Source organism: Microbacterium sp. TS-1 (assembly GCF_000509385.1).
GTDB lineage: Bacteria > Actinomycetota > Actinomycetes > Actinomycetales > Microbacteriaceae > Microbacterium > Microbacterium arborescens.
On record NZ_BASQ01000001.1, the window covers coordinates 663,496 to 690,326 of the forward strand.

General features: G+C 69.1%; 26 protein-coding genes, 2 tRNA genes and 1 other RNA gene. 15 read left to right on the forward strand and 14 right to left on the reverse strand.

What is annotated here, in order from left to right; translation table 11 throughout:
* Nucleotides 1–58: 58 nt before the first annotated feature.
* Nucleotides 59–769 carry a DUF4191 domain-containing protein gene (locus MTS1_RS03110; RefSeq protein WP_023951342.1) on the forward strand — a complete coding sequence of 237 codons (711 nt, stop codon included), beginning with the start codon at nucleotides 59–61 and terminating at the stop codon, nucleotides 767–769.
* Between the two features lie 27 nt (nucleotides 770–796).
* On the opposite strand, the gene MTS1_RS03115 is transcribed toward MTS1_RS03110, so the two are convergent.
* A complete protein-coding gene (locus MTS1_RS03115; protein ID WP_023951343.1) occupies nucleotides 797–1,231 on the reverse strand; it encodes an RDD family protein in 435 nt (144 codons plus the stop codon).
* Nucleotides 1,232–1,364: 133 nt separating this feature from the next.
* On the opposite strand from MTS1_RS03115, the gene glnA (MTS1_RS03120) reads away from it, so the two are divergent.
* Nucleotides 1,365–2,789, forward strand: a complete 1,425-nt coding sequence (gene glnA, locus MTS1_RS03120; protein WP_023951345.1) for a type I glutamate--ammonia ligase — start codon at nucleotides 1,365–1,367, stop codon at nucleotides 2,787–2,789.
* A 109-nt stretch (nucleotides 2,790–2,898) separates the two neighbouring features.
* Nucleotides 2,899–3,306 carry an NAD(+)--rifampin ADP-ribosyltransferase gene (arr, locus tag MTS1_RS03125; RefSeq protein WP_023951347.1) on the forward strand — a complete coding sequence of 136 codons (408 nt, stop codon included), beginning with the start codon at nucleotides 2,899–2,901 and terminating at the stop codon, nucleotides 3,304–3,306.
* 6 nt (nucleotides 3,307–3,312) lie between these two features.
* Here the strand turns inward: arr and MTS1_RS03130 are convergent, their stop codons facing one another.
* Both MTS1_RS03130 and MTS1_RS03135 read right to left on the reverse strand, forming a co-directional pair.
* Complete coding sequence (locus MTS1_RS03130) at nucleotides 3,313–3,984, reverse strand: triacylglycerol lipase (RefSeq protein WP_023951349.1); 672 nt, start codon at nucleotides 3,982–3,984, stop codon at nucleotides 3,313–3,315.
* Nucleotides 3,981–4,778: an alpha/beta fold hydrolase gene (locus MTS1_RS03135; protein ID WP_023951351.1), complete on the reverse strand. Its 798-nt coding sequence runs from the start codon at nucleotides 4,776–4,778 to the stop codon at nucleotides 3,981–3,983. The genes MTS1_RS03130 and MTS1_RS03135 overlap by 4 nt, the downstream gene beginning before the upstream one ends.
* A 98-nt stretch (nucleotides 4,779–4,876) precedes the next feature.
* On the opposite strand from MTS1_RS03135, the gene MTS1_RS16575 reads away from it, so the two are divergent.
* A complete protein-coding gene (locus MTS1_RS16575) occupies nucleotides 4,877–5,020 on the forward strand; it encodes a hypothetical protein (protein ID WP_023951353.1) in 144 nt (47 codons plus the stop codon).
* Nucleotides 5,021–5,023: 3 nt separating this feature from the next.
* On the opposite strand, the gene MTS1_RS03140 is transcribed toward MTS1_RS16575, so the two are convergent.
* The 4 genes from MTS1_RS03140 to MTS1_RS03155 are packed head-to-tail and all read right to left on the reverse strand — an operon-like array spanning nucleotide 5,024 to nucleotide 10,522.
* Nucleotides 5,024–5,926 (reverse strand): DUF808 domain-containing protein, encoded by a 903-nt coding sequence (locus MTS1_RS03140; protein WP_036304604.1) that lies wholly within the window; start codon nucleotides 5,924–5,926, stop codon nucleotides 5,024–5,026.
* A gap of 8 nt (nucleotides 5,927–5,934) precedes the next feature.
* Nucleotides 5,935–8,925 carry a bifunctional [glutamine synthetase] adenylyltransferase/[glutamine synthetase]-adenylyl-L-tyrosine phosphorylase gene (locus MTS1_RS03145; protein ID WP_023951357.1) on the reverse strand — a complete coding sequence of 997 codons (2,991 nt, stop codon included), beginning with the start codon at nucleotides 8,923–8,925 and terminating at the stop codon, nucleotides 5,935–5,937.
* A 4-nt stretch (nucleotides 8,926–8,929) separates the two neighbouring features.
* Nucleotides 8,930–10,267 (reverse strand): type I glutamate--ammonia ligase, encoded by a 1,338-nt coding sequence (glnA, locus tag MTS1_RS03150; protein ID WP_023951359.1) that lies wholly within the window; start codon nucleotides 10,265–10,267, stop codon nucleotides 8,930–8,932.
* Nucleotides 10,268–10,300: 33 nt separating this feature from the next.
* Entirely contained in the window at nucleotides 10,301–10,522 is a 222-nt protein-coding gene (locus tag MTS1_RS03155; protein WP_023951361.1) for a hypothetical protein, read from the reverse strand.
* 78 nt (nucleotides 10,523–10,600) lie between these two features.
* Here MTS1_RS03155 and ppgK point away from each other — a divergent pair, with 78 nt between their 5' ends.
* Nucleotides 10,601–11,425, forward strand: coding sequence for a polyphosphate--glucose phosphotransferase (ppgK, locus tag MTS1_RS03160; RefSeq protein ID WP_023951363.1), 825 nt, complete (start codon nucleotides 10,601–10,603; stop codon nucleotides 11,423–11,425).
* A 338-nt stretch (nucleotides 11,426–11,763) separates the two neighbouring features.
* Nucleotides 11,764–12,126, forward strand: coding sequence for a hypothetical protein (locus tag MTS1_RS03165; protein WP_023951365.1), 363 nt, complete (start codon nucleotides 11,764–11,766; stop codon nucleotides 12,124–12,126).
* Between the two features lie 239 nt (nucleotides 12,127–12,365).
* Here MTS1_RS03165 and rnpB read toward each other — a convergent pair.
* From rnpB to MTS1_RS03180, 4 genes are all read right to left on the reverse strand, one after another.
* Nucleotides 12,366–12,724: RNase P RNA component class A (gene rnpB / locus MTS1_RS16170), an RNA gene on the reverse strand.
* A gap of 41 nt (nucleotides 12,725–12,765) precedes the next feature.
* Entirely contained in the window at nucleotides 12,766–14,454 is a 1,689-nt protein-coding gene (locus tag MTS1_RS03170) for a bifunctional 3'-5' exonuclease/DNA polymerase (RefSeq protein ID WP_023951368.1), read from the reverse strand.
* Nucleotides 14,455–14,461: 7 nt separating this feature from the next.
* On the reverse strand, nucleotides 14,462–15,193 hold the full coding sequence (locus MTS1_RS03175; protein WP_023951370.1) for a zinc ribbon domain-containing protein: 732 nt from the start codon (nucleotides 15,191–15,193) through the stop codon (nucleotides 14,462–14,464).
* A 1-nt stretch (nucleotide 15,194) separates the two neighbouring features.
* Nucleotides 15,195–15,268, reverse strand: a tRNA-Val gene (locus tag MTS1_RS03180).
* A gap of 137 nt (nucleotides 15,269–15,405) precedes the next feature.
* Between MTS1_RS03180 and aceE the strand changes: the two genes are divergently transcribed.
* From aceE to MTS1_RS03210, 6 genes are all read left to right on the forward strand, one after another.
* On the forward strand, nucleotides 15,406–18,135 hold the full coding sequence (gene aceE, locus MTS1_RS03185) for a pyruvate dehydrogenase (acetyl-transferring), homodimeric type (RefSeq protein ID WP_023951372.1): 2,730 nt from the start codon (nucleotides 15,406–15,408) through the stop codon (nucleotides 18,133–18,135).
* 7 nt (nucleotides 18,136–18,142) lie between these two features.
* Nucleotides 18,143–19,345, forward strand: a complete 1,203-nt coding sequence (locus tag MTS1_RS03190) for a CdaR family transcriptional regulator (RefSeq protein WP_023951374.1) — start codon at nucleotides 18,143–18,145, stop codon at nucleotides 19,343–19,345.
* Between the two features lie 124 nt (nucleotides 19,346–19,469).
* A complete protein-coding gene (locus tag MTS1_RS03195) occupies nucleotides 19,470–20,387 on the forward strand; it encodes an ACP S-malonyltransferase (RefSeq protein WP_023951375.1) in 918 nt (305 codons plus the stop codon).
* On the forward strand, nucleotides 20,384–21,385 hold the full coding sequence (locus tag MTS1_RS03200) for a beta-ketoacyl-ACP synthase III (protein WP_023951377.1): 1,002 nt from the start codon (nucleotides 20,384–20,386) through the stop codon (nucleotides 21,383–21,385). The genes MTS1_RS03195 and MTS1_RS03200 overlap by 4 nt, the downstream gene beginning before the upstream one ends.
* 75 nt (nucleotides 21,386–21,460) lie before the next feature.
* Nucleotides 21,461–21,709: an acyl carrier protein gene (locus tag MTS1_RS03205; protein WP_023951379.1), complete on the forward strand. Its 249-nt coding sequence runs from the start codon at nucleotides 21,461–21,463 to the stop codon at nucleotides 21,707–21,709.
* A gap of 51 nt (nucleotides 21,710–21,760) precedes the next feature.
* Nucleotides 21,761–22,999 (forward strand): beta-ketoacyl synthase, encoded by a 1,239-nt coding sequence (locus MTS1_RS03210; RefSeq protein WP_023951381.1) that lies wholly within the window; start codon nucleotides 21,761–21,763, stop codon nucleotides 22,997–22,999.
* Nucleotides 23,000–23,159: 160 nt separating this feature from the next.
* On the opposite strand, the gene MTS1_RS03215 is transcribed toward MTS1_RS03210, so the two are convergent.
* Nucleotides 23,160–23,663, reverse strand: a complete 504-nt coding sequence (locus MTS1_RS03215; RefSeq protein WP_023951383.1) for a DUF3145 domain-containing protein — start codon at nucleotides 23,661–23,663, stop codon at nucleotides 23,160–23,162.
* 205 nt (nucleotides 23,664–23,868) lie between these two features.
* Here MTS1_RS03215 and MTS1_RS03220 point away from each other — a divergent pair, with 205 nt between their 5' ends.
* Entirely contained in the window at nucleotides 23,869–24,060 is a 192-nt protein-coding gene (locus MTS1_RS03220; RefSeq protein ID WP_023951385.1) for a hypothetical protein, read from the forward strand.
* A 53-nt stretch (nucleotides 24,061–24,113) separates the two neighbouring features.
* Here the strand turns inward: MTS1_RS03220 and MTS1_RS03225 are convergent.
* Both MTS1_RS03225 and MTS1_RS03230 read right to left on the reverse strand, forming a co-directional pair.
* Nucleotides 24,114–24,187, reverse strand: a tRNA-Ile gene (locus MTS1_RS03225).
* 46 nt (nucleotides 24,188–24,233) lie between these two features.
* The gene (locus MTS1_RS03230) at nucleotides 24,234–25,226 is read right to left on the reverse strand and encodes a DMT family transporter (RefSeq protein WP_023951387.1); all 993 of its coding nucleotides are present in this window, start codon (nucleotides 25,224–25,226) and stop codon (nucleotides 24,234–24,236) included.
* A 40-nt stretch (nucleotides 25,227–25,266) separates the two neighbouring features.
* Here MTS1_RS03230 and def point away from each other — a divergent pair, with 40 nt between their 5' ends.
* Nucleotides 25,267–25,833, forward strand: a complete 567-nt coding sequence (def, locus tag MTS1_RS03235; RefSeq protein ID WP_023951389.1) for a peptide deformylase — start codon at nucleotides 25,267–25,269, stop codon at nucleotides 25,831–25,833.
* Between the two features lie 4 nt (nucleotides 25,834–25,837).
* Nucleotides 25,838–26,764 carry a glutaminase A gene (gene glsA, locus MTS1_RS03240; RefSeq protein ID WP_023951391.1) on the forward strand — a complete coding sequence of 309 codons (927 nt, stop codon included), beginning with the start codon at nucleotides 25,838–25,840 and terminating at the stop codon, nucleotides 26,762–26,764.
* Nucleotides 26,765–26,831 lie beyond the last annotated feature (67 nt).

Here is a 26,831-nt window from a genome sequence, read left to right on the forward strand (position 1 = left end):
ACCGCGCAGGGGCGGTTGTGGAGGCGGAACGACGCGGCCGAAAAGGTAGGCTGTGAGCATGTCGTCCCGCAGCACCGCACCCGAGAAGCGCCCCGGATTCTTCTCCCAGCTCCGCTCCCTCTTCACCTTCACGAAGGAGTACTACAGCTGGCTGCCGTGGCTGCTCATCGGCATCGTGGTCGCCGGTGTGGGCCTGGGCGTGCTCGTCGGGTTCCTGATTCCGCCGGGAGCGATCTGGAGCGTCATCCTGTGGGGCGTCACGGGCCTGCTCTTCGGCATCCTCGGCGCCATGATCACGATGACGCGTCTGGCGACGCGGGCGATGTACAAGCGCATCGACGGGATGCCGGGCGCGACGGGACACATCATCTCGACCAACCTGGGGCGCAAGTGGCAGGCCTCGGAGATGCCGGTCGGCGTCAACCCGAAGACGCAGGAGGCTGTGTACCGCGCGGTGGGTCGTGGCGGTGTCGTCATCATCGGCGAGGGCGCCCGCGGGCGTCTGACGCGACTGATCAACGACGAGCGCAGCAAGGTCAAGCGCGTCGCTTCGGGTGTTCCGATCCATGTCCTCTACGTCGGCCACGGCGAGGACGACGTTCCCATCGCCAAGCTCGCCCCGACGATCAAGGCTCTGCCGAAGGCGATCGACCGCACCACGATGGCAGCCGTCATCAAGCGCATCGAGTCGGTCTCGCAGTCGGTGACGTCGCTGCCGATCCCGAAGGGCGTCGACCCCATGAAGACCCGCGCTCAGCGACCCCGCTGATCCGTCCGGAGGCGCGGACCCGCTCCGTCAGACGCGGACGAGGATCGTGCCCGCTGCCTTGTCGTGCAGCCCCCGCTGATCGGGATCGAACACGACGGCGGGGATGACGAGGATGAGGAGCAGCGTCCGGACGATCGGACGCCAGAGGCCGGTCCAGCCACCGTGCAGGAGCTCGAGGCGCAAGCCGACGATGCGGTGTCCCGGGCTTCCACCGATCAGGGGGATGAAGATGACCTGCAGCGCCGCGAAGACCGTGAGCGGCGCGAACTGCGTCACCCCCGCCTCTCCGGGAAGAGCGAACTGGTCGAACCCGAGGAACGCGGTCGCGAGCAGGGTCGCCGCCGCGTAGTCGATAGCGAGCGCCGCGAGACGCCGTCCCAGGCGGCCGACGCTGCCGGGCCCGTGCTCGGGACGCCCCAGCCGCTCGCCGGGATAGGTGTTCTCGCGCAGGGATTCGGGCACCCGTCCAGCCTAAACGGGGCCGGCCGCGTAACATCCCGGAAACATCCGAGATACTGCCGGGCAACTGGATGCCGATAGGTTCGAAGAGGTCTGGATGACTCCAGGCTGTTCCTCACCCGATCTTGGAGACTCCATGTTCAAAGATTCTTCCGAGGTGCTCAAGTTCATCCAGGACGAGGACGTCAAGTTCCTCGACATCCGTTTCACGGACCTTCCTGGCGTGCAGCAGCACTTCAACATCCCGGCCTCGACCGTCGACGAGGAGTTCTTCACGGTCGGTCAGCTGTTCGACGGCTCGTCGATCCGCGGCTTCGCGAACATCCACGAGTCGGACATGCAGCTGATCCCGGACGTGTCGACGGCCTACGTCGACCCGTTCCGCGAGGCGAAGACGCTGATCATGATCTTCGACATCTACAACCCGCGCAACGGCGAGATCTACGCCAAGGACCCGCGGCAGGTCGCGAAGAAGGCTGAGAAGTACCTCGCCTCGACCGGCATCGCCGACACCGCGTTCTTCGCCCCCGAGGCCGAGTTCTACATCTTCGACGACGTCCGCTACGAGGTGAAGCAGAACTCGAGCTTCTACTCCGTCGACTCCGAAGAGGGCGCGTGGAACACGGGCCGTGTCGAAGAGGGCGGCAACCTCGCCAACAAGACCGCTTACAAGGGCGGCTACTTCCCCGTCTCGCCGGTCGACAAGACGGCCGACCTGCGCGACGACATCTCGCTGAAGCTCATCGAGTCGGGCCTCGTGCTCGAGCGCGCGCACCACGAGGTCGGCACCGGTGGACAGCAGGAGATCAACTACCGCTTCGACACCATGGTGCACTCGGCGGACGACATCCTGAAGTTCAAGTACATCGTCAAGAACACCGCCGAGATGTGGGGCAAGGTCGCGACCTTCATGCCCAAGCCGCTCTTCGGCGACAACGGCTCGGGCATGCACACCCACCAGTCGCTGTGGCTGAACGGCGAGCCCCTCTTCTACGACGAGAAGGGCTACGGCGGTCTCTCCGACATCGCCCGCTGGTACATCGGCGGCCTGCTCAAGCACGCTCCCGCGGTCCTGGCGTTCACCAACCCGACGCTCAACTCGTACAAGCGTCTGGTCAAGGGCTACGAGGCTCCGGTCAACCTGGTGTACTCGGCCGGCAACCGTTCGGCGGCCGTCCGCATCCCGATCACGGGTACCAACCCCAAGGCCAAGCGCATCGAGTTCCGAGCCCCCGACGCCTCGGGCAACCCGTACCTCGCGTTCGCCGCGCAGATGATGGCGGGCCTCGACGGCATCAAGAACCGCATCGAGCCCCACGAGCCCGTCGACAAGGACCTCTACGAGCTGCCGCCCGAGGAGGCCAAGAACATCCCGCAGGTTCCGAACTCGCTGCTCGACTCCCTCGAGGCGCTGCGCAACGACCACGAGTTCCTGCTGGCCGGCGGCGTCTTCACGCCCGAGCTGATCGAGACCTGGATCGAGTACAAGATCGAGAACGAGATCCAGCCGATCAACGCCCGTCCTCACCCCTACGAGTACGAGCTGTACTTCGGCGTCTGACGCCTCGGCTGCGACGAGCCCCGTCGCCCACTCTGCACGAGTCGGGCGGCGGGGCTCCGTCGTCGGTGCGTGGTTGCATCACGGGCATCGCCGGGGCGATCCTGATCGGGTGAATCTCACCGACATCCCCGGACCGTTCTTCCACGGTACGAAGGCCTCGCTTCGCGTCGGCGACCTGCTCACCCCGGGCTTCCCATCGAATTACCGCCCGGAGATCACGATGAACCACGTCTACTTCACAGCGGTGAAAGACGGCGCCGGTCTCGCGGCCGAGATCGCCCCGGTCCCGGGTGAGCCGCATGTCTACGTCGTCGAGCCCACCGGCGAGTTCGAGGATGACCCGAACGTCACCGACAAGAAGTTCCCCGGCAACCCCACGCGGTCGTACCGCTCCGCCGCTCCCCTGCGCGTCGTCGGCGAAGTCACCGACTGGACCCGCCTGTCGGCCGAGGCGCTGCAGACGTGGCGGGAGCGCATCGATCGGATGGCGGCCGAACGCGCCGAGATCATCAACTGACGAGCCTCACTCGGCCAACCGCACGACCTCGGCGATGACCCGCGGGTGCGCGAGGATCCGGAAATGTCCTCCGGTCTCCAGTCGGACGTTGCGCGCGCCGTCGAGCTCGCTTCCGCCCGGGATGTGAGGGTCGAACTCGCCGTAGACCGACACGATGCGCGCGTTGGGTGCGACTTCGCGCGCCAGCGCCAGGATTCCGGGCGCGCTCGGCGAGAACGCACGCAGCGCGGGCACGAGCATGAGCCGACCGTACACAGACCCCGCAAACGGGCTCGCGACGGCCACCATGCCCCGGACGCGGCTGCCGACAGCGGCATCCACCATGACCTGCTTGCCGACGAGCCCGCCCTTGCTGTGCGCGACGATCACGACGTCGTCGAGTGCGTGCCGCTGCAGGTACTCCGCGACGTGGCGGGCAGCACGCGGCACCGGCCAGCGGTTCCGCCCCAACGCGGTGATGACGTGCACCGGATGCCCGCGATCGTGCAGCTCGGTGATGAGCGGCTGGAGGAACCGCCACGTCTCGTAGACGCCGGGCAGCACTACGATGGGTCTACCTTCTCCCGACACGAAGTCGCCGGGATCCGTCCGCGAGAAGAAGGCTCGAACCTGCCACACGGCGGCGTAGGCGTAGTCCGCGACCCACCAGACGGCATTCCTCACGGGGCGGAAGGTCACGGGCCCTCCCCCGGCTCGCTCGACGCGGCGACGGCGAGGATGCCGCGAGCGACGGGCTCCGCCGCGGTGCGCTCCACGTGGTGGCCTTTCCCCGGCACGACCAGGACGCTGCCCCGTGCCGCTCGGCCGGCGAGGCGCTCGACCCACGCGTCCCCGGCGATCGGGTCGCGGCCGCCGCGCACGAGAAGCGTCGGGACGTCGACCTCCGCCACGCGGTCCTCGATGGGATAGGCGAGCATATGGCGGACCTGCGCGAAGAACCAGCGCGGGCGGGTGCGGAAGTAGTCGAGCGTGACGCGGGCGTTCACCCGGGGCGGCTCGAGCAGTCCATCGCGGGAGAGTGCCAGGGCCTGCGCGCCGAGCGTGCGGTGGTGATCATCGACGACCGGGCCGATCAGGGCGAGCCCACTCACCAGATCCGGATGCCGCGACGCCGTCTCCACCGCCCACTGCGCTCCCATCGAGTGCCCGACGATCACGGCCGGTCGGCCGACCACGCGGCGGAGCAGTTCCGCAAGCGCATCGGCCATCATGGCGACCGGCACGTTCCGGTCCGGCACCGGCAGGCCCGCGAAGCCGGGCAGATCGATGCTGTGCACGGCTGCGGTCTGCGCGAGCAGCGGGTGCAGCCGCAGGAACGACCGATGCGACATCCCCACACCGTGGAGAAGCACGATAGCCGGGAAGGACGCCACCGCGTCCGAGCTCCAGACGCGGAACTCCAGTCCATCGACGCAGAAGCGACGTTGCGAAGGTTCGACACGCGCCGCGCGGGGCAGCGTCGCGGTCGTCATCACTCCGTCAGGCTATGAGACGCATCGACCGTGAGCAGGCGGCTTGACTTCGTGTCAACCACCGTGACCGGATGCCGCCGCCACGGTGGACTGCTGTCATGACCGACGCATCCCGTGACCAGCAGCCCATCGCCGACCCCGCCGCGCAGGACACCGATCGCGATGACACTTCGATCGTGCCCGACCTCGACGCCGATCCCGTCGAGGCGGAGGAGGACCGGATTCCGGACGCCGAGCACTGACGCTCAGTGCGCGCCGGCGCCTCCGGCGTGCTGCGGTTCGCCGTTGCGGAGGCGCCGGAGCACGGTCAGCACCCCGACGATGACGAGGCCGACGAGCAGCCCGGCGACGGCCGAGACGGCGGTCTCACCGATCCAGACGACGACACCGCCCGCAGCTTCGAGAAGGTGCTCCACCCCGTGCAGAAGGTCGAGGGTGAAAGTCACACCCACCTCGCCGAGGTTCGCGAGCACGAGGTGTCCGCCGACCCACAGCATCGCGACCGTTCCCACGACGCTGATCACGCGGAACACGGCGGGCATCGACCGGACGATCCGCATGCCGGTGTGCCGGACGCGTGACGACGGGTTCTTCGCCATCCGCAGGCCGATGTCGTCGATCTTCACCAACAGGGCGACGGCGCCGTAGACGATCCCCGTCATGAGCAGGGCGATCACCGCGAGGACCGCCAGGGTCTGCCAGATACCCATCCCCTCGTCGAGATTCGACAATGAGATGAGCATGATCTCGGCCGACAGGATGAGGTCGGTGCGAACGGCGCCGAGCACGAGCTTCTTCTCGTCGCGCGGACCGTCGTCGTCCGCTCCGTGGTGCACACCGAACCACTCCAGCATCTTCTCGGCTCCCTCGTAGCAGAGGAACATCCCGCCGAGGATGAGGAGGAAGGGCAGCACGGCCGGCGCGAACGCGGTCAGCAGCAGCGCCACCGGGATGATGATGAGGAACTTGTTCGCGATCGACCCGAGCGCGATCTTCGCCACGACGGGCAGCTCTCTGGCGGGGGTGATCCCCTGGACGTACTGCGGCGTCACGGCGGCATCGTCGATCACGACACCCGCCGACTTCGCGGAGGCGCGCAGAGCCGCGCTCAGGATGTCGTCGACGACAGCCAGCAGACCAACCGACATGTTTCCCCTTAGCCGTAGAAGAGCTTCTCGAACACGCGGCGGGCTTGACGCGCAGCGCGCATCCAATCCTCCTCCACGATGGTCGCCGATCGCGCCGGATACTCCAGCAAACGACCGATTCCGTCCAGTCGTCCGCGATCGGTCGGCAGGACGTCGCTCGTCTGTCCCGACAGCAGGGTGTTCGCCGACCGGAGCCGACTGGCCAGCCGCCACGCCGCCGCGAGCTTCTCCGCGGCATCGCGCGGGATGAGCTCGGCTTCGACGGCCGCCTCGAGGGCCGCGATGGTCGAGGTCGTGCGCAGGCCCGGCACCCGGTGGGCGTGCTCGAGCTGGATGAGCTGCACGAGCCACTCGACGTCGCTCAGACCGCCGGGACCGAGCTTGAGATGCCGAGAGCGGTCCTGTCCCTGCGGCAGTCGCTCGCTCTCGACCCGGGCCTTGATGCGCCGGATCTCACGGAGACCTTGAGGATCGGGGGCCACCGGATAGCGCAGGTCATCGGCCAGCGCGAGGAAGCGATCGATGAGCGTCACGCTGCCCGCGACGCCACGTGCGCGCAGAAGGGCCTGCGCCTCCCACGACAGGGACCAGCGCCGGTAATACTCCGCGTACGACTCCAGCGAACGCACGAGCGGGCCGTTCCGCCCTTCGGGTCGCAGCCCCGCGTCGAGCTCGAGCGGCAGGCGATGATCCTCGGAGTATCGGCGCACACCCTGAACGAGCTGGAGGGCGAGTTCCTGAGCGCGCTGCGCCGGCACGCCGTTCGCGTCGAAGACGTAGATGATGTCGGCGTCCGAGCCGAACCCGAGCTCGGAACCCCCGAAACGCCCCATCGCGATGACGGAGAAATCGAGGCGGTCGTCTTCGGCCGGTACCACCTCGCGCCGCACGGCGCGCAGTGTCGCCTGGATCGTGACCTCCGTGACGGTGGTCAGGCCTTCGGCGAGCTCTTCGATCGACAGCTCGCCGACGACGGCCGCCATCGCGAGGCGCAGCAGCTCTCGCCGGCGGAGGGCCCGGACCGCCGACATCGCGTCGTCGATCGAGGCATGCCGGGTCTGAATGGCCCGCGCCTCTTCCTGAAGCACGAATCCGGGTCGGGGCCGCAGTTGATCGGGCGAATCGAGCCAGGCGATCGACTCGGGGATCCACTCCATCAGTTCACCGACGTAGCGCGAGCCCGAGAGCAGCCGGGTGAGACTCTCGGCGGCTCCCGACGAGTCGCGCAGCATCCGAAGGAACCACGGCGTGTTCCCCAACCGCTCGCTGATGCGCCGGAACGCCAGCAGCCCGTAGTCGGGATCGACTCCGTCGGCGAACCAGCGGATCATGACCGGCATGAGGTGCCGCTGGATGACGGCCTTCCGGCTGAGGCCGCTCGTCAGCGCCCCGATGTGCCGCAGCGCGCCCGCGGGGTCACGGAACCCGATGGCGGCGAGCCGCGCCCTCGCCGCCTCGGGCGAGAGCGTCTGCTCGTCAGCGGGCAGCGCCGCGACCGCCGAGAGCAGCGGCCGGTAGAACAGCCGCACGTGGATCTCGCGCACCTCGCGCTTGATCTCCTCCCACACCGCGACGACCCGGTCGCCGCCGTCACCGATACGCGACGACCGAGCGAGTGTGCGCAGCGCCGCCCCGTCTTCGGGCATGAGGTGGGTCCGGCGCAGTTCGCGCAGCTGCAGCCTGTGCTCCATGACGCGCAGACGCCGGTAGTCGAGCGCGAAGCGCGACGCATCTTCGCGTCCGATGTATCCCTCCGACACGAGCGCGTCCAGCGCGTCGAGAGTCGAGCGCTCCCGGATACGGTCATCGGTCGCGCCGTGCACGAGCTGCAGCAGCTGGACGGTGAACTCGACATCGCGGATGCCGCCCGGCCCGAGCTTGAGCTGCCGCGCGACCTCGGCCGGAGGGATGTGGTCGGTCACCCGCTCCCGCATCTTCTGCACGCTCTCGACGAAGTTCTCGCGGGCCGCGCTCGCCCACACCATCGGTTGCACGGCGTCGACGTACTGCTCGCCGAGCTGCACGTCGCCGGCCAGCGGGCGGGCTTTGAGCAGGGCCTGGAACTCCCAGCTCTTGGCCCAGCGGTCGTAGTAGGCGATGTGCGAGTCGAGGGTGCGCACGAGTGCGCCCTGCTTCCCTTCCGGGCGCAGGTTCGGATCGACCTCCCACAGCGGCGGCTCGATCTCCACTTCCGAGATGCCGCGCATCGTCTGGATCGCCAGCCGCGTGGCGATCTCCACGGCCTGCGACTCCGAGACGGTGTCTTCGTCAGCCGATCCTCCGACGAAGATGACGTCGACGTCGCTGACGTAGTTCAGCTCGCGCGCCCCGGACTTGCCCATCCCGATGATGGCGAGGCGTGTCGCGGCGACCGCGTCGCGCTCGAAACGACCGGCACCCGGGACACCCGCGACGAGCCTGCTGCGTGCCACGGCGAGGGAGGCCTCGAGGGCCGCACCGGCGGCGTCCGCGAGCGCGGCGGCGACCGCGTGCAGGATGATCGTCGGATCGGATGCCGCGAGGTCGAACCGGGCGATGCGCGCCAGCATCCGGCGGTACCGCACCCGCAGTGCGACCCAGGCGTCATCACCCGAGGACGCCGCGAAGCCGTCCTCGGCGCCGACGGCATCCAGCATCTGCACGATCAACTCGTCGCGTGTCGGGAGCCCGTCGCCCTCGGAGGCGAGGTCGGCGAGCTCTTCCGGATGCCGCAGGTAGAAGTCGGCCAGCCCGAGCGACGCGCCGAGCACCGACCACACCACGGCGGGCCGGCCTCGCAACGAGTCGGTCACGATCGATGCGTCCCGCCGAGCGATGCGCAACAGCGCAGACACCGCCGAATCGGGGTCCGCGGCGGCCTCGGCCGACGCGATCAGCTCGTCCCGGTCGACCCCCGTCAGGTCGGCGAGTTCGGCGAGGTCGGCGTCAGCCCGTCCGAGATCGTCGAAACCCGCGCGGGCCAGCCCCGTCAGCCCGGTCGAACGAGGTGACCGGGTCATGGCCTCAGAGCATCTCCAGGTTGCTCTTGAGCTCGAACGGCGTCACCTGGGCGCGGTAGTTCTGCCACTCGCGACGCTTGTTCAGCAGCACGTAGTTGAACACCTGCTCGCCGAGCGTCTCGGCGACGAGCTCGGACTCCTCCATGTATTCGAGGGCGTGATCGAGGCTCGCCGGCAGCGGCGCGTAACCGAGGGCCCGACGCTCCGAATCGGTGAGCGACCACACGTTGTCCTCGGCCTCGGCGGGAAGCTCGTAGCCCTCTTCGATGCCCTTCAGGCCCGCTGCGAGCAGCAGTGCATAGGCGAGGTACGGGTTCGCAGCCGAGTCCAGCGCCCGGTACTCCACACGCGACGACTGGCTCTTGTTCGGCTTGTACATGGGCACGCGCACGAGCGCCGAGCGGTTGTTGTGGCCCCATGTGATGAAGCTCGGGGCCTCGTCGCCGCCCCACAGACGCTTGTACGAGTTCACGAACTGGTTGGTGACCGCCGAGATCTCGTTGGCGTGACGGAGAAGGCCGGCGATGAACTGTCGACCGGTCTGCGAGAGCTGGTACTGCGCGCCCTCCTCGTAGAACGCGTTCACGTCACCCTCGAAGAGCGACATGTGGGTGTGCATACCGCTGCCAGGGTGGCCGCCGAGGGGCTTCGGCATGAAGGTCGCGTAGACGCCCTGCTCGATCGCCACCTCCTTGATGACGGTCCGGAAGGTCATGATGTTGTCGGCCGTCGCGAGGGCGTCGGCGTAGCGCAGGTCGATCTCGTTCTGGCCCGGGCCGCCCTCGTGGTGGCTGTACTCGACCGAGATGCCGAGGTCTTCCAGCATCCGCACCGAGCGCCGGCGGAAGTCGTGGGCCGTGCCGCCGGGGACGTTGTCGAAGTAGCCGGCGGAATCGACCGGCTCGGGACCGTCCGGCCCGTACGACGACGACTTCAGCAGGTAGAACTCGATCTCGGGGTGCGTGTAGAACGTGAATCCGGAATCGGCGGCCTTCGCGAGGGTTCGCTTGAGAACGTTGCGAGGGTCGGCGACCGCGGGCTGGCCGTCGGGCGTCGTGATGTCGCAGAACATCCGAGCGGTGGGGTCGATCTCACCGCGCCAGGGCAGAAGCTGGAACGTCGTCGGATCCGGGTGGGCGAGCAGGTCGGACTCGTAGCTGCGCGTCAGCCCCTCGATGGCCGAACCGTCGAACCCGAGCCCCTCGGCGAACGCGCCCTCGACCTCGGCCGGCGCGATCGCCACCGACTTCAGGGTGCCGATCACATCGGTGAACCAGAGCCGCACGAACTTGACGCCGCGCTCCTCGATCGTTCGCAGTACGAAGTCCCGCTGCTTGTCCATCGCGTCCTCTCCGAGACAGGGTCGGATCCCAGACTACTGGCGGCGAGCGCCCTCCGACGGCGGCGTGCCCCAGTCGTCTTCCTGAGCCTCGTCCTCGCGCCACGCCTGCGCCCGCTGCGCCATGATCTGCGGCGCCCGGGCCGCCTCTTCTGCCGAGGCGAACGGACCGGCACGATCGGCGCCGGGCGACTGCTTGCCGCGCTCGACCTCGTGCGTCGTGAGGTTGTACCAGTACTCGCCGTCGCTCTCGGGCATGGTCGCTCCAGACTGCGCCTGCGGTGGCGCTCGGTCCGAGCCTAATCCGCGCGGCTCGTGCTCGATAGGCTGAGCCGTATGAGTGCGAGTGCGACGCGGGCCGTCGGAGTGGACATCGGGGGAACCGGGATCAAGGGAGCCGTCGTCGACCTGTCGACCGGCGAGCTCCTGACCGACCGCATCAAGGTCGCCACCCCGAAGGGCGCCGAGCCCGAAGACGTCCTGGATGCCGTCAAGGTCGTGCTCGACCGCCTCGAGGTGACCGACGCGGGTGACGTTCCGCTCGGCGTGGCTTTCCCCGCGATCGTGAAGAACGGCCGCACCCTGTCGGCGGCCAACGTCGCCGACACCTGGATCGATTTCGAGGCCGAGAGCTTCTTCGAGAAGGGGCTCGGCCGTCAGATCCACTTCGCCAACGACGCGGATGTCGCCGGGGTCGCCGAGCTGCGTTACGGCGCCGCACGCGGCCAGGACGGGCTCGTCATCCTGACGACCCTCGGCACCGGCATCGGCTCGGCCATGATCTACAACGGCGTCCTGATCCCCAATTCCGAGCTCGGCCACGTCCACCGGGCGAAGCACGGCAAGGACGCCGAGGCGTGGGCCGCATACTCCGCGATGGAGCGCGACCAGCTCGACTGGCCCGAGTGGGCCGAGCGGCTGCAGTGGTACTACAGCCACATCGAGTTCCTCTTCTCCCCCGACCTGTTCGTCGTGGGCGGCGGAGTGTCCAAGCACGCCGACAAGTTCCTGCCGCTGCTCGACCTGAAGACGCCGATCGTGCCTGCCGTGCACCGCAACAACGCCGGCATCATCGGCGCAGCGGCTCTCGCGCTCGCGGGCGAACGCCCCGGTGTCCTCGACGAGACGACGGAAGACCTCGCCGGCACGACCGCCCACTGACCGTCGCACGGTCGGTTTGCGGCGGCCACTCGGGCGTCAGGCGCACTTCTGCGGATCGGGCGCGCTTCAAGCCGCGCCCGATCCGTGGAAGGGCGCCTGACGCGGGCGGGGCGAGGCGGTCAGGCGAATGGGCCGGCCTGACGCCGGGTCTGCGACATAACTTGTAGGCCATGAAGGGCTTTTACGGCTGAGTGATGTTCTTCCCGGTCAGCGGCCAGAATCTGACGATGGGCGTACCAGTGCGCTGACGGGTGCTCCTGCCCCGAGTCGGCGATAGCCTCCCAGTGGGTGCCGAGCGTTTGCGCTGACGCACACCTAGCCTTTCGTAGACTCGCGGGATGAACCGCATCCTTCTCGCGTCGACAGCGACGCTCACACTGCTGCTCGCCGGATGCGCCGTCTCGTCGCCCGAGGTGGAAGCCACTCGCGCCGCCACCCCACCCCCAGCACCCACTGCTCTCCCCACCCCGACCGAGATCGTTGGAACGCCCGTCGCTGACGAGGTCGACGCGATGAAGGATGTTTGGGAGGATGCGACACCGGAGCAGCAGACGTGGGCGCTGCAGCAGATCGAGGCCGCGGCCGCCGAAGGCGACCCCACCACAGCCATCGTGGAACGGGCCGCCGAGATGGGCTTCACCGTCACACCTGAAGCCGTCGACGAGTTCCTCGCATGGCTCGCGACGCACCCGACAAACTAGACGGAGACGACCCACCCTCTTAGCTCAGCCCCCGCGGGGGCCGGGCAGCTCATCAGCTGCTGAGGCACGCTCGACCACGGGATGTCGATCTCGTAGCCGCATCCGCCGCAGACGTACCCGCCGTCGACCTTCCCGGACCGCGACGGCGAAGGTGTTGCTGTTCTGACCGATGCGGGCGAAGTCCGGGGTCTGCCCGCTCTGCCCTGCGCGGGTTGAGGTGCAGATCAGGGCCAGTTAGGCGAATGGGCCGGCCTGTACGCCGGGTTCTGTCCGGGGGCGTGAGCCCCGTGGACGGCCATCTCTCTCGGCGACACGTTGCCGTGCCGCTCCAGCGGTCTACCCGGGGACTCGGCGGACCGCGTCAACATCCCCTGTCTGACCTTGCTCCGGACGAGGTTTACCGTGCGAGTCGTGTCACCACGACCCCGGTGGTCTCTTACACCACCCTTTCACCCTTACCGGCGCGAACGCCGGCGGTCTGCTTTCTGTGGCACTGTCTCGCGGATCACTCCGGGTGGGTGTTACCCACCGTCCTGTCCTGTGGAGCCCGGACGTTCCTCGGTGCGGTTGCCCGCCACGCGACCGTCCAGCCGACCCATTCGCCCGTCGAGTCTACCGGCGGGCCGCCTTCGCCCGTCGTCAGCTCTTGTCGGCGGATGCCGCGATGCGCACGTCCAGCAGGAAGTCGAGGGGGAACGAGCCGAAGAGCAGCCGCCCGGCGGCATCTGCGGCCTCGCGAACGGCTGCCGCAGCGGCCTCGGCGTGTTCAACCGGGGTGTGCACGATGATCTCGTCGTGCAGGAAGAACGCCAGGTGCGCCCGCCCCGTCACGGGGTGGTCTCCGACGCTCGGAAACGACACCAGGCGCTGCCGCAGGTCGGCGAGCCAGGCGAGCGCCCACTCGGCGGCGGTTCCTTGGACGACGAAATTGCGCGTGAAGCGGCCGCGCTCGCGGGCCCGTGACCGGGCGAGCGTCTTGATGGCGTCGGATGCCTCGGGCTCGGCGGCATCCGCTTGAAGGTCTCGCCACCCGGCTGACGGGGCCGGGCTGGTGCGCCCGAGGAGCGTGCGCACCGAGCCGCCCTCCTCACCCACGCGCGCCGCGTCGTCGACGAGAGCCATCGCCCGCGGGTAGGCGCGGCGCAGCGACGGGACGAGCCGGCCGCTGTCACCCGTCGTCGCCCCGTACATCGCACCGAGCAGCGCCATCTTCGCCTCCTGGCGCGTCGGGACCGTACCGCGTGCCACGATGCCCTCGTACAGGTCGCGCCCCCGCGCGGCATCGGCGAGAGCGAGGTCTCCGGACATCGCCGCAAGGATGCGCGGCTCGAGCTGAGCGACGTCCGCGACCACCAGCTGCCACCCCGGGTCGGCTCGTACCGCCGGTCGCAGCATCCGCGGCAGCTGCAGCGCTCCCCCGCCCGATGACGCCCAGCGCCCCGTGACGACTCCTCCCGGCACGTAGACCGGACGGAACCGATCGGTCGCGATCCACTCGTCCATCCACGCCCAGCCGTTGGCGCTCAGCAGCCGCATCGCGCGCTTGTAGGCCAGGAGCGGCTCGATGACCGGGTGGTCGTGACGTCGGAGTTCCCACTTGCTCGTCGACTCGACGAGCACACCCACCCGGTGCAGCGAGCGCAGCAGTCGCGGCTGCGAGTCGAGGCTCGCCGTCGGATCGCCGAGGGCGGCCCGCACCTGTTCGGCCAGGTCGCGTACGAGACTCGGCAGCTCACCCGGTCGCGGACGTGGACCGAGCGCGTCGGCGAGGATCGCGTCGTGCACCTCGCGGCTCCACGGGACGCCGGCGGTATGCAGTTCGACGGCGACGAGCGCTCCAGCGGACTCCGCAGCCGTCAGCAGGCGCAGTCGGCCGGGGTCGGTCGCGCTCTCGACCGCCCGGGTCTGACGCGCGAACTCCGCCAGCGTCGCGTCGAGGTCGTGCGGGAGCGCGTCGGCGGCCGGCTCGAGCGAGAAGAGGACGTCGCGGTCAGACACCGGGTCGTCCGGCGCAGCATCCCAGACGGTCGCCGCCCGCAGCTTCGCGCCGTCCGTGACGAGCGAGCTGTCGCGAAGAATCGCATGGCACAGGCGCACATCGTGGCACCGCGCGACACGCACCCCCGCGGCGAGGATGTCGTGGTACCAGGCCGTCGTATCCGACCAGATCCATCGTGCGTCGGGATCGGCTGCGATCTCACCCGCCAGCTCGCCAGCGTTGACACGACCGCGCTCGATCACCGCGCCGGCGGCATCCACGACCGCGATGTCGATGTCGCCGTCACCGCGGCGGCCGACCGCGCGCCAGCGGGCGCGCGCGGCCGTCATCGACGGATCACAGACCGGATTCGTCGGTGCGGACGAGGATGCAGCCGCACTCGGGGCACGTGACGACCTCGTCGGCAGCAGCCTGTCCGATCGCCTTGAGGTCGGTTCCGGAGAGCTCCATGTGACATCCGCCGCACGTGCGGCGCTGCAGGAGACCGGCGCCCGGCGTCCGCTGGGCGAGCGATTCGTAGCGCGCGAGGAGATCTGCCGGGACCTTGGCAGCGACCGCGGCGCGGTCACGGGTGGCGGCGTCGAGGCGCGCCTGGGCGTCCGCGACAGCGGCCTTGCCCTCGGCGCTCAACCGACCCCCCTCGTCGTTCACCTCGGCGATCAGGGCCTGCTGCGCGGACACCGCGGCCTCTGCGGCCTCCAGGCGCTCCATGGCCTCGAGCTGCGCGTCTTCGAGCTCGCTCTTGCGACGTGAGAGCGAAGCGATCTCGTGCTCCAGGCCCTGGGCATCTTTCGGGTTCGACGTCGCGGCCAGCCGCTCGGCGTCGCGCGCGGCCCGCGCGTCGACCACTGCGACGTCCGAGGCGATGCGCTTGAGCTCGGCCTCGATGTCGTCGCGCTTGCCGAGAAGGCCCGTCAGCTCGACGGAGAGCTCCTGGCGGCGTACGAGCAGCTCGTTGACACGCGCAGCCTGAGCCGGATTGCGCTTCGCGGCCTCCGCTCCGCGCGCCTGCGCGTCGAGGCGGGCGATGTCCAGCAGCAGCAGCTGATCTGCGGGGGTGGCTTTCATGTGGGCCCAGAGAGACTCGAACTCCCGACTCCCTCGGTGTAAACGAGGTGCTCTAACCAACTGAGCTATAGGCCCCTGGTCTCAGTGTACGAGAGCGCCGACCCCTCCGAGCGTGAGTAGGCTGTCGTGCGGTGCTTGTGCGCGCCCGACAACGCCCGCGCCCTGCCCGTGGTGATTACCTGGCACGATCTGCCATACGAGAAAGGTCGCCCGTGACTGTCAACGATCAAGACCCCTACTCCCAGGACGCCCTGGACAGCGACCCGGAAGAGACCGGTGAATGGCAGGAGTCGCTGCGCCAGCTGGTCGATGCGAAGGGCTCGGGTCGCGGTCGCGAGATCATGCTGAGCCTCCTGCAGGCATCGCACGAGCTGCAGCTGAACGTCCCGCAGGTGCCGGTGACGGACTACATCAACACCATCGCGCCCGAGAACGAGCCGGAGTTCCCCGGTGACGAAGAACTCGAGCGTCGCTACCGTCGCTGGATCCGCTGGAACGCCGCCGTCACCGTGCACCGCGCTCAGCGCCCCGGCATCGGTGTGGGCGGACACATCTCCACCTACGCATCGTCGGCCTCGCTCTACGAAGTCGGCTTCAACCACTTCTTCCGCGGCCCGGACCACCCGTCCGGCGGCGACCAGATCTTCATCCAGGGCCACGCCTCCCCCGGCATCTACGCCCGCTCGTACCTCGAGGGACGCCTCAGCGAGAGCCAGCTCGACGGCTTCCGTCAGGAGGCGTCGAAGGCGCCCGACGGCATCCCGTCGTACCCGCACCCGCGTCTCATGCCGGACTACTGGCAGTTCCCGACGGTCTCGATGGGTCTCGGCCCGATCAACGCCATCTACCAGGCGATGAACAACAAGTACCTCACCAACCGGGGCATCAAGGACCTGTCCGATTCGCACGTCTGGGCCTTCCTCGGCGACGGCGAGATGGACGAGGTCGAGAGCCGCGGTCAGCTGCAGGTCGCTGCCAACGAGGGTCTCGACAACCTCACGTTCGTCATCAACTGCAACCTCCAGCGCCTCGACGGCCCGGTCCGCGGAAACGGCAAGATCGTCCAGGAGCTCGAGGCGTACTTCCGCGGCGCGGGCTGGAACGTCATCAAGGTCGTCTGGGGTCGCGGCTGGGACGAGCTGCTGTCGCAGGATGACGAGGGCGCGCTCGTGCGTCTGATGAACACCACGCCCGACGGCGACTTCCAGACCTACCGCGCCGAGGACGGCGCGTTCATCCGCGAGCACTTCTTCGGTCGCGACGAGCGCACCGCGGCTCTCGTGAAGGACTGGTCGGACGACGACATCTGGGGCAAGCTGCGCCGCGGTGGTCTGGATTACCAGAAGGTCTACGCCGCCTACAAGCAGGCGATGGAGCACAAGGGCCAGCCGACCGTCATCCTCGCGAAGACGATCAAGGGCTACGGTCTCGGTCACCACTTCGAGGGCCGCAACGCGACCCACCAGATGAAGAAGATGACGCTCGAGAACCTGAAGCACTTCCGCGACTCGATGCGCATCCCGATCACCGACGCGCAGCTCGAGGAGAACCCGTACCTCCCGCCCTACTACCACCCGGGCGCCGAGGACGAGACGATCCGCTACATGCTCGAGCGTCGCCGCGAGCTCGGTGGGTTCCTGCCCCAGCGCCGCACGAACCACGCGCCGCTGACGCTGCCCGGCGACGAGTCGTACGCTCTGCCGAAGAAGGGCTCGGGCACGCAGGAGATCGCCACCACGATGGCGTTCGTCCGCCTGCTCAAGGACCTGCTGCGTGCGAAGGACTTCGGTCACCGCATCGTGCCGATCATCCCCGACGAGGCGCGCACGTTCGGCATGGACGCGTACTTCCCGACGGCGAAGATCTACAACCCGCACGGGCAGAACTACACCTCGGTCGACCGCGAGCTGCTGCTGGCGTACAAGGAGAGCCCGCAGGGCCAGATCCTGCACGTCGGCATCAACGAGGCCGGCGCCGTCGCGGCCTTCACCGCGATCGGAACGTCGTACGCGACGCACGGCGAGCCGCTCATCCCGGTGTACGTCTTCTACTCGATGTTCGGATTCCAGCGCACCGGCGACGCCCAGTGGGCGGCGGGCGACCAGATGGCCCGCGGGTTCATCATGGGCGCGACCGCCGGCCGCACGACGCTGACCGGTGAGGGCCTGCAGCACGCCGACGGTCACTCGCACCTGCTCGCGTCGACCAACCCTGCCACCGTGTCGTACGACCCGGCCTACGGGTACGAGATCGCCCACATCGTGCGTTCGGGTCTCGAGCGCATGTACGGCGGGAACCACCCCGACCCGAACGTCATGTACTACATCACGCTCTACAACGAGCCGCTGGTGCAGCCGAAGGAGCCCGAGGATGTCGACGTCGACGGCATCATCCGCGGCATCCACCGCGTGAGCGTCGGCGAGGGCGAGGGGCCGCGCGCCCAGCTGCTCGCGTCGGGCGTCGGCGTGCCGTGGGCCTACGAGGCGCAGAAGCTCCTCAAGGACGACTGGGGCGTGATCGCCGACGTCTGGTCGGTCACGAGCTGGACCGAGCTGCGTCGTGACGGTCTCGCCGTCGACGAGCACAACTTCCTGCACCCGACCGACGAGCCCCGCACGGCCTTCGTCACGCAGAAGCTCAACGACTCCGAGGGTCCGGTCGTCGCGGTCAGCGACTTCATGCACGCCGTGCAGGACCAGATCCGCCCGTGGGTGCCGCGTCGCTTCGCGACGCTGGGCGCGGAGGGTTTCGGCTTCTCCGACACCCGCCCGGCCGCTCGACGGTTCTTCAAGATCGACGGGCCGTCGATCGTGGTGCGGACGCTCCAGGCTCTGGCCGAGGACGGCGTGGTGGACCGCGGCCTGTCGGCGCAGGCGATCGAGCGTTACCGCCTGCACGACGTGACGGCGGGCACGAGCGGAAACGCGGGCGGCGAGAGCTGACCCTTCGGTGACCGACGACAGCTCGAAGGCGGAGACACTCGCGTGGCTCCGCCGGATCTCGGGTGATCTGGCCACGGCCACGATCAATCGGCTCGAGGAGACGCTGCCCTGGTACGCCGAGATGCCGCCTGCGCGCCGGTCCTCTGTGGGACTGGTCGCGCAGGCGGGCATCACCTCGTTCATCCAGTGGTACGAGGACCCCACCTCGACCCCACGCATCGCGGCCGACATCTTCGCCGCCGCTCCGCGCGAGCTGTTGCGCAGCGTCAGCCTGACGCAGACGCTGCAGCTCGTGCGGGTGACCGTCGAGGTCACCGAGGAGCGCGTGGCCCATCGCGGCGACGATGTGCGCGAAGCGATCCTGAAGTACTCGCGCGACGTCGCCTTCGCCGCTGCGGACGTGTACGCGCGCGCGGCCGAGGCGCGCGGGCTCTGGGACGCCCGTCTCGAGGCCCTCGTCGTCGACTCGATCCTCACGGGCGAGACCGACGAGGAGCTGCCGAGCCGGATCGCCGCGCTCGGCTGGCACGGTCACGGCGCCGTCGCGGTCCTCGTCGGCACGGCTCCCCCGCAGTTCGACGTCGATCAGCTGCGTCGCGCCGCCCGGAAGATGGGCGTCGACGTCCTCGTCGGGGTTCAGGGCCTGCGCCTGGTGCTCGTGATCGGGCGCGCCGACCTGCCGGGCCGGGTCGAGCCGGTGCCCGAGCTGACCTTCCTCGAGATCGCGGCGCGGCTCGAACCCGGGTTCGGCCCTGGCCACCTGGTACTCGGCCCCACCGTGCCCGCCCTAGTCGACGCGAGCCAGAGCGCCCGCGCGGCGCTCGCAGGGTTCGCGGTCGCCGGCGCCTGGCGTCACGCACCGCGCCCCGTCGAGGCCGACGACCTGCTCCCCGAACGCGCGCTGGCCGGCGATCCGGTCGCCAAGGCGACCCTGGTCGAGCGGATCTACCGCCCGCTCCTCGCCCACTCGGCGGATCTCGTCGCCACCCTGTGGAGCTATCTCGACAACGGTCGTTCCCTCGAGGCGACCGCCCGCGAGCTCTTCGTGCATCCGAACACCGTCCGGTACCGACTGAAGCGCGTCTCCGACGTCATCGGATGGGATGCCACGGGGCCGCGCGAGGCGCTCATTCTGCAGACCGCGCTCATTCTCGGCTCGATCGGCAACGACCTCACGAGGCGCCGCGCGCCGCAGTCGCGCCGGAGCTGACGACGACGCGCTGCCGCTGACCGCTACTCACGACCCGTCGACTGTACGGTCGACACAAAGGTTCGCCGCATTGTTGTGACATCGTCGCCAGCGGTCGGCCGACTGAACTTGGAAGGATGTAACAGTGATCATCGCCGTGTTCCCCGGGCAGGGGTCGCAGTCCCCCGGCTTCCTCGCCCCGTGGCTCGAGCTGGACGGCGCGCGCGAGCGCCTCGAGCGCTTCTCCGAGCTCGCCGAGGTCGACCTCGTCGCAGCCGGCACCGAGTGGGATGCCGACCGCATCCGCGACACCGCCGTGGCGCAGCCGCTCATCGTCGCCGCGAGCCTGCTGTCGTACGACGCACTCGTGCGCGACGGCGCTCGCCCGGCGGGCGTCGCCGGTCACTCGGTCGGCGAGATCGCGGCACTCGCCGCTGGCGGCGTGCTCGGAGACGACGACGCGATGCGTCTGGTCGGACTCCGCGGCCGCGCCATGGCGGATGCCGCGACTCGGGCGCAGACCGGCATGAGCGCCGTCCTCGGCGGCGACCAGGATGCCGTGGTGGCGCGTCTCGACGAGCTCGATCTGACTCCCGCCAACTACAACGGCGGCGGTCAGATCGTCGCCGCCGGCGCGCTGGACGGCCTCGCAGCCCTGGCCGCTGAGCCCGTGTCCGCGACCCGGGTCATCCCCCTGCAGGTCGCCGGCGCGTTCCACACGCGGTACATGGCCCCGGCCGTCGACACGCTCGCCGCAGCGGCATCCGCCACCTCGGTGAACGACCCCGACCTCACGCTGTGGTCGAACCGCGACGGCGCCGTCGTGACCGCAGGCCGCGACGCGCTCGACCGCCTGGTCGCCCAGGTCGCGTCCCCTGTGCGCTGGGACCTGTGTATGGCGTCGTTCGCCGAGCACGGCGTGAGCGGCATCATCGAGTTCGCTCCCGCCGGCACCCTCGTGGGTCTCGCGAAGCGCGCTCTGCGCGGTGTGCCCTCGGTCGCCGTGAAGACCCCCGACGACCTCGTCGCCGCATCCGCTCTCATCTCCGGAGGTGCCGCATGACCGCCGCCATTCGCCAGGCCACCGGCCCCGCTCACACGCGTATCTACGCCTACGGGGCGGCTCGCGGCCAGAACGCGGTGCCGAACGACGATCTCGTCGGTCCGATCGATTCGAGCGACGAGTGGATCCGCCAGCGCACCGGCATCGTCACGCGCGTCCGCGCCGATAAGGACACCACCGTGATCGACCTCGCCGCGGATGCGGTCGCCGAGGCGATCCAGCGCAGCGGGGTGCCCGCCGACCAGGTCGACGCCGTCATCGTCTCGACGATCTCGAACCCGAAGCAGACGCCGTCGGTCTCGGCGATCGTCGCCGACCGCGTCGGGGCGAACCCCGCGGCGGCCTACGACGTCAACGCGGCGTGCGCCGGCTTCTCGTACGGGGTGACCCAGGCCGACGCGCTCGTGCGCGCGGGGGCAGCACGCTACGTCGCCGTCGTCGGCGCCGAGAAGCTCAGCGACATCGTCGATCCCACCGACCGCACGATCTCGTTCCTCCTCGGCGACGGCGCCGGTGCCGCCATCATCGGCCCGAGCGACACCCCGGGCATCGGCCCGACGGTGTGGGGCTCGGACGGCTCGAAAGCCGACGCTGTGGGGATGAACCACACGCTCGTGGAGTTCCGCGACGGGACCGCGCCGTGGCCCACCCTCCGCCAGGAGGGCCCGACGGTCTTCCGTTGGGCGGTCTGGGAGATGGTCAAGGTCGCACGGCGCGCGATCGAGGAGGCCGGCATCCAGGCGGGCGACCTCGCCGCGTTCATCCCGCACCAGGCCAACATGCGCATCATCGACGAGTTCGCCAAGCAGCTCGGCCTGCCCGAGACCGTCGCGATCGGCCGCGACATCGAGACCACCGGCAACACGTCGGCGGCGTCGATCCCTCTCGCGACCCACCGCCTGCTCGAGGAGAACCCCGAGCTCAGCGGCGGTCTGGCCCTCCAGATCGGCTTCGGAGCGGGACTCGTCTTCGGCGCGCAGGTGGTCGTCCTTCCCTGATCGGGAGGGCCCCCGCACCTAGACTGAACAGCGGCCCGCGTCCGGGTCGGTCCAGAGATAACAAGGAGAAACCCCATGGCATTCAGCAACGACGAGGTCCTCGCAGGACTCGCCGAGCTCATCACCGACGAGACCGGCATCTCGGCCGACGAGGTCGCCCTCGAGAAGTCGTTCACCGACGACCTCGACATCGACTCGATCTCGATGATGACGATCGTCGTCAACGCCGAGGAGAAGTTCGGCGTCACCATCCCCGACGAAGAGGTCAAGAACCTCAAGACCGTCGGCGACGCCGTCACCTACATCACGTCCAACCAGGCGTAACCCCCACCGGCGGGGGCACACGCCCCCGCCGGGGTTCCACCGAGGAGATCCATGAGCACCCCGCGTATCGTCGTCACCGGAATCGGAGCGTCGTCGCCCCTGGGCGGCACCGCACCCGAGAGCTGGGATGGCCTGCTGGCCGGCCGTTCCGGCTCGCGCACACTCGAGCACGAGTGGGTCGAGAAGTACCAGATCCCGGTCCACTTCGCCGCCGAGGCGATCGTGCGCCCCGATACGGTGCTGGAGCGCCCCGTTTCCAAGCGCCTCGATCCCGCATCGCAGTTCGCGATGGTCGCCGCGATGGAGGCATGGGCGGATGCCGGTAGCCCCGACGTCGACCCCGAGCGTCTCGGTGTCGACTTCGCGACCGGCATCGGCGGCGTGTGGACCCTGCTCGACGCGTGGGACACGCTCCGCGAGAAGGGACCGCGGCGCGTCCTGCCGATGACGGTTCCGATGCTGATGCCGAACGCGGCCGCCGGCAACCTTTCGCTGCACTTCCGTGCCCGCGCCTTCGCGCGGACCGTGGCCAGCGCCTGCGCCTCGAGCACCGAGTCGATCGTCAACGCGATCGAGCACCTGCAGGACGGTCTGGCCGACATCGTCATCGCGGGCGGCACCGAGTCGGCGATCCACCCCATCACGATGGCGTCGTTCGCGTCGATGCAGGCCCTGTCGCGTCGCAACGACGACCCGGCGACGGCCTCGCGACCGACGAGCGTCGACCGTGACGGCTTCGTCATGGGTGAGGGCGCCGGTGTGCTGATCCTCGAGACCGAGGAGCACGCTAAGGCTCGCGGCGCGAAGATCTACGCGTACGCCGTGGGCGGCGGCGTCACAGCCGACTCGTACCACATCACGGCCAACGACCCCGAGGGTGCCGGCGCATCGCGCGCGGTGCGCGCGGCTCTCGAGCAGGCCGATGCCTCCCCCGACGACGTCGCGCACATCAACGCGCATGCGACCTCGACCCCGGTCGGCGATCCCAACGAGTACCAGGCCCTGCGCAGCGTGTTCGGCGACCGCATCGACGAGATCCCGGTCTCAGCGACGAAGGCGTCCACCGGCCACCTGCTCGGCGGCACCGGAGCGCTCGAGGCGATCTTCACGATCCTCGCCCTGCGCGAGCGCATCGCGCCGCCGACGATCAACATCACCGAGCAGGATCCCGCCGTGCCGTTCCGAGTCTCGGGCGAGACCCAGAGCCTCGGCGACGGTGATCTGCTGGCGATCAGCAACTCGTTCGGCTTCGGCGGTCACAACGCCGTCGTCGCGTTCCGATCGGCCTGAGCGGCCGTAGACGACGAAACAGACCCCCACGGACGGCGTTCCGCGGGGGTCTGTTCTTCTTTCGGGTCAGCCGTCCCGTACGTGCTCCCGTTCCCCGGGACCGTTCCACCGGGGCTCGGTACGAACGCACGGGCCGGCTGGGTCTGTGTGCGACTCGGGATCAGCCCACCTTGTGCAGCCACACCACGGCGGCATCGTCGCCGGCGTGACGGAAGGGCTCGAGCTCCTCGTCCCAGGCTGCGCCCAACGCGACGTCGAGCTCGCGCTGCAGCTCGCGCACATCGCCCGCCGCGATCTCCATCGCGTAGCGGATGCGGTCCTCGCCGATCACGACGTTGCCCGATGCATCGGTCTGGGCGTAGTGGATGCCGAGACTCGGGGTATGCATCCACCGACCCCCGTCGCTGCGCGGCGTCGGGTCCTCCGACACCTCGAATCGCAGGTGCTCCCAGCCGCGTATGGCCGTCGCGAGGGCCGCGCCGGTTCCGGCGGGTCCCTCCCAATAGAACTCCGCGCGACGGCTGCCGTCGAGCACCGGCTGGTCTTCCCAGTCGAAGCTGACCGCGCGTCCGAGCGCACGTCCTGCCGCCCACTCGAGGTGCGGGCACAACGCGCGTGGCGCGGAGTGGATGAAGATCACTCCACGCGCCTGTGGTGTCGCCATGACTTCTCCGTTTCATCAGGTACGTCTTCCCCTACGACCTGAGTCCGGATGCCGGCGAGTGTTCGGTTATGGCGTCGATTATGGCGCACGAACCTGAAGAATCACAACCGTGTCACGATTTCGCGCATCATCCGATGTCAAGCGCCTTCCTCGCGTCGTGTCCGGCCGTCAGGGTGGATGTCACACATCGAGGAAAGGATGCCGCATGTCCGACAGCACTCCCCACCACCGCGACGCCGATGACGCTCACGCCGACAGCGCCGCGCCGACGGATGCCGCCAGCGATGAGGTGAAGGCCGACGCCGCTCGCGCGGGCTCCGACCTCGGCGACACCGATCTCACGGCGGGCGATGACAACACCGACTTCCCGCAGGATCCCGCGATCACGCACCCCTGACGTCACACGCCTCTGTGCATGCGAATGGCCGCCCGCGGGCGGCCATTCGTGCGTAGGGCGGGTGGGACTTGAACCCACGATCGTCGGGTTATGAGCCCGCTGCCTTGACCAGCTTGGCCACCGCCCCTCGTCGTATCGAGCCTAGCGCGCGCCGCCTCGGCCGACGCGATCGCTCAGTCGTCGAGGCGCTTGCCCTTGCTCCCGCGCGGGATCGGCAGCTGCTGACTGTCGAGCACGACCTGGGGATGGTTGCGCGCCAGCGAGGTCACGCCGTAGACCGCGATAGCTCCGGCCACGACGAATCCGACGAAAGCGGGCCAAGGCGCGGTCGCGGCCTCACGCAGGATGGCGATGCCGATGATGACGGCGACGATCGGGTCGATGACCGTGAGCCCGGCGATGACGAGATCGGGAGGCCCGACGGAGTAAGCGGTTTGGACGAAGTACGCACCGACCGCGGTCGCGGTGATCAGGCCGACGAGGCACAGGAGCGTCAACCACTCGAAGTCGCCGTTCTGGATGCGCGAGATCACGACCTTCGCGAGCGTCGCGACGAAGCCGTAGATGATTCCCGAGGCCGCGATGTAGAAAAGCGGCTTCGCGCCCTTGCGCACCAGCATCCACACGGCCCCCGAGATCAGGAGCACCCCCGCGAGCAGAGCCAGGATGGTGATGAGCTGGGCCTGATCGATCGGCTCCTCGGTCGCGACGAGCGCGGCCACCGTGACGAAGGCGAGGATGCCTCCGACGCACAGGATGATGGAGCGGACCGAGCGCTTGGTCGGCTTGACGCCGGTGATGCGCGCATTCAGGAGGGTCGTGATGACGAGAGATATCGCACCGAGCGGCTGAACGAGGATGAGCGGCGCGAAAGTCAGCGCTGCGAGCTGACACACGATGGCGAGCCCGAGCATGATCGTTCCCGCCACCCACGACGGACGCTTGAGCAGACTCAGCAGCTGCGAGCCGTTGAGACCCGAGCTACCAGACGAGTTCGTGAGACGCTCGACCTTCTGCACACCCCGGTGCTGGTAGAGCGCTCCGAAGGACATGAACACGGCACCGAGCAGCGCGAGCGGGATTCCGATGAGGATTCTGGGTTCGCGGAAGACTCCGATCAGCTGATCGGTGACGTCATCGAGGGACGCGACAAACGGAATCACCATTCGACCATAACCGCGAAGCGCGCTCGATTAGGCTCGCAACGTGCCCGTTCTTCCGATTCGCATCATGGGCGACCCCGTGCTGCACGCCCCCGCCGAACCCGTCGCCGAGATCACGGACGAGATCCGCCAGCTCGTCGCCGACATGTACGACACCATGGACGCCGCCCCCGGAGTGGGGCTGGCGGCTCCCCAGGTCGGCGTCGGCCTGCGCATCTACGTCTACACGTATCAGGACGATGACGGCCAGCCGTGGCGTGGTGAGATCATCAACCCCGAGCTCTGGATGCGTCCGCTCGAGCCCGGTGCGCCCGACCCCGACGACGAGTCGGAAGGGTGCCTCTCCTTCCCCGGCGAACGCTTCCCGCTGCGCCGTTCCGACGAGGTGCTCGTCACGGGCACCGACCTCTCCGGCTCCCCCGTCGAGATCCGCGTCGACGGCTGGCGAGCGCGCATCATGCAGCACGAGTTCGACCATCTCGACGGCATCCTCTACATCGATCGCCTCGACGACTCCGACTGGAAGACGACGCAGAAGATCGCGAAGAAGCGCGGCTGGGGCCGTCCGGGCAACGCCTGGACGCCGGGCGTGGACGAACTGGACGCCTGATCTCGTGAGGCAGGCCGCCGACCCCCGGGGGTACGACATCGACGCTCTGCGCCGGCGGCTCGTCCCCGAGCGCGACGGCGAACGCTCGACGAGCATCCCCGAGCTCGCCGACGCCGACCCCGACCTGTGCGCGATAGCCCTGGCTCTGCCGGACGGCTCGGTCCGCTCGTCGGTCGACGGGGACGTCCCGTTCAGCATCCAGTCGGCCGTCAAGCCGTTCCTGTTCGCGCTCGCGCTGGCTGACACCGACGGCGCAGCCCTGGACCGGGTCGGCATCGAGCCGACGGGCGAGGCGTTCGACGCGATCAAGCTCGAAAGCGGCACGGGACGCCCGCCCAATCCGATGGTGAACGCCGGCGCCATCCTGACCTGCGCACTCGTCGATGGAGATGATCCCGACGAGCGCACAGCTCGCATCATCGGCGGGCTCTCAGCGTTCGCCGGTCGCCCACTCGAGGTGGACGACGGCGTCGCGCACAGCGAGCATCTGCTCGGAGACCGCAATCACGCCCTCGCCCACCTGATGCGCGATGAGGGCACACTGACGATCACAGCGGACGAGGCTGTTGCCGTCTACGCGCGCGCATGCGCTGTCCTCGTCGATGCCGAGAGCCTCGCCGTGATGGGCGCGACGCTCGCCCTGGGCGGCGTCAATCCCGCGACCGGCCAACGCGTGGTCTCCTCCCGGATCGCGCGCGACGTCGTCGCCGTGATGGCCACGTGCGGTGTCTACGACGGATCGGGACGGTGGATGCGTGGAGTCGGGGTCCCCGCGAAATCGAGTGTCTCCGGCGCCATCGTCCTGTCAGCACCGGGCACCCTGGGCGCCGCGATCGTGAGCCCGCCTCTCGATGAGCGCGGGACGAGCGTGCGCGGTCGCATCGGCGCCGAGGCCCTGAGCGCAGACCTCGGGCTGCACGTCTTCGGCTGATCCATCGCCCGCGCACGTCTTCGGATGGCACACCGCGCCGCGTGATTTCCGAGGACCGGGCACCGAC